Consider the following 1949-nt stretch of genomic DNA (forward strand, 5'->3'; position numbering starts at 1 on the left):
CCGCGCTCGCCGCTCCGCCGCAGTCGCAGGGCACCACGGCGGCGGGCGATTTCGACCCGCAGGCCGCGCTGCTCCAGACGATCGCGCTCAACCGCGGCGGCCAGCATATCGAAGCGTCCCGGATCGCCAACGATGCGCTCAGCCGGCTCCCCGCCGACGCGCCTGCCGCCACTCGCGCCGAGCTGTCGCTGGAGGCTGCCCTGGCGGATTCGAACATCCGCTTCGGCCAAACTGCCGCCGAGCATTTCGCCCGCGCCGACGCGATCATCGCTTCCGCTCCGGACGCGAGTTCCGGATTCCTCGCGAGCAAGCGCGACACGTACAAGGCGCTCGACCTCATCAACCGGGGCCAGTTCCGCGAAGCGATCCAGCTGCTCGACCGAATTGCAGGAGCGCCGGCGGGTGCCGGCCAGCCGCTCGAGGATCCGGCGATCATCAGCGCGCTGAACCGGTCGGCCGCGTCGCGAGGTTCGGCCCAGCGGTCGGTCGACGTGCCCAACGCGCGCGAGCTCGACAAGCTGTTGCTTCGGGCACAGGCGAACTGGGCGAAGAGCGTCGCCCTGCTTGCGTCAGGCGACGCCGCGGGCGCCGGCGCGGCATTGCAGGCGGCCGATCACGACCTCGAGCCGTTCCATTCCCCCGACATCAGCCCGGTCGTCGCCTTGTGGATGCAAGCCAGGCTGGAGCGCCAGCATGGACGCCTCGCCGCGAGCACTGGCGACTGGGCGGGCGCGCTCGCCGCCTACGACCGCGCCGCCGATGCGCTTCGCCAGAGCGTCATCGCGACCAGCTCCGGAGCATCGCCGGCGGTCGCGCAGCTTCTGCTGGAGCGGGCGGCGATCATGGAGCGCGAAGGCGCGACCGGGCCGGCGCGCGCGGAATATGCACGCGCGCTCGACGCGCTGGTCGAATCGGGGATGCCTGGTGGCGTGCCGCCCGCCGGCCTCGAGCAATATCTCGACCTGCTCGTCGGCGCCAACGGCGGGGCTGCCGACGCCGCCACCGAGGAAGAATTCTTCCGGGCGGTGCAGGCGGTGAACAAACCCGCGATCGAGCGGCAGATGAACCGCATCCGCAGCATCCTTCAGGCCGATCCGGCGGTCGGCGCCAGGCTTCGCGACCGCGCCGATGTCGAGCGCGAGCTGACCAGGGTCCGCTATCAGATCGCCGAGCTCGACCCCGCGCAACAGGGCGCGACCGCGGATCTCGACCGCCGCCGCGCCGAGGCGCAGGACAAGCTGACGCGGCTCGACGCGGAGCTCGCGACCGACCCGCGGCTCAAGCTCTACGACGAGCAACCGGCGACGGTGCAGGAAATCCGCGCGTCGCTCCGCCCCGACGAAGCCTATTTCAAGCTGACCGAGCTGCGCGGCAAGGATTATGCGATCCTGATCACGCCGCAGGACACGACGATCTATCGCGTCGTCGCGCCCGCCAAGGCGCTCAACGCGCTGGCGGCGCGCATCCGGGATTCGATCGACGGCCACCTCGACGAAGGGCGCCTCGAGGCGTTCGACGTCGCCGCAGCCTATACGCTGTACCGGCTGATCGCCGGGCCGGCAGCGCAACGGCTGCAGCAGGTGGCAGCGCTGATCGTCGACCCGAGCGGACCGCTCGAGCGGCTTCCGATGGGCGTGCTCGTCACGGACCAGGACAGCGTCACGCGATACAAGGCCGGCGACGCGTTCGATTATACGTCGGTGTCGTTCGTCGCGCGCGGAAGCGAGCTGTCGACGGAAGTGTCGCCGCGCTCGTTCCTGATCGCCCGGGCATTGCCGCCATCGCGCGCGCGCAAGCCGTTCATCGGCTTTGCCGAGCCGGCGCCGCCCGCGCCGGTTGCCGCGAACGGAGCCAAGGTCGAGGTCGGGGATCTCTGCTATGCCGATTCGGCGGCGCTGCGCGAGCTTGCCGCGAGCGCACCGCCGATCCCGGCGGCGGAAGTGCGGATG

The 1949-nt window shown here is 71.0% G+C and carries 1 protein-coding gene; it reads left to right on the top strand.

Annotation, left to right across the window (positions count from 1 at the left end; translation table 11 throughout):
- Positions 1–1949, top strand: a 1949-nt coding sequence (locus GH737_RS15550; protein WP_196233232.1) for a hypothetical protein, incomplete at both ends; no start/stop codon positions are given.

Origin of the sequence: Sphingomonas segetis (assembly GCF_009720245.1) — a bacterium.
GTDB lineage: Bacteria > Pseudomonadota > Alphaproteobacteria > Sphingomonadales > Sphingomonadaceae > Sphingomicrobium > Sphingomicrobium segetis.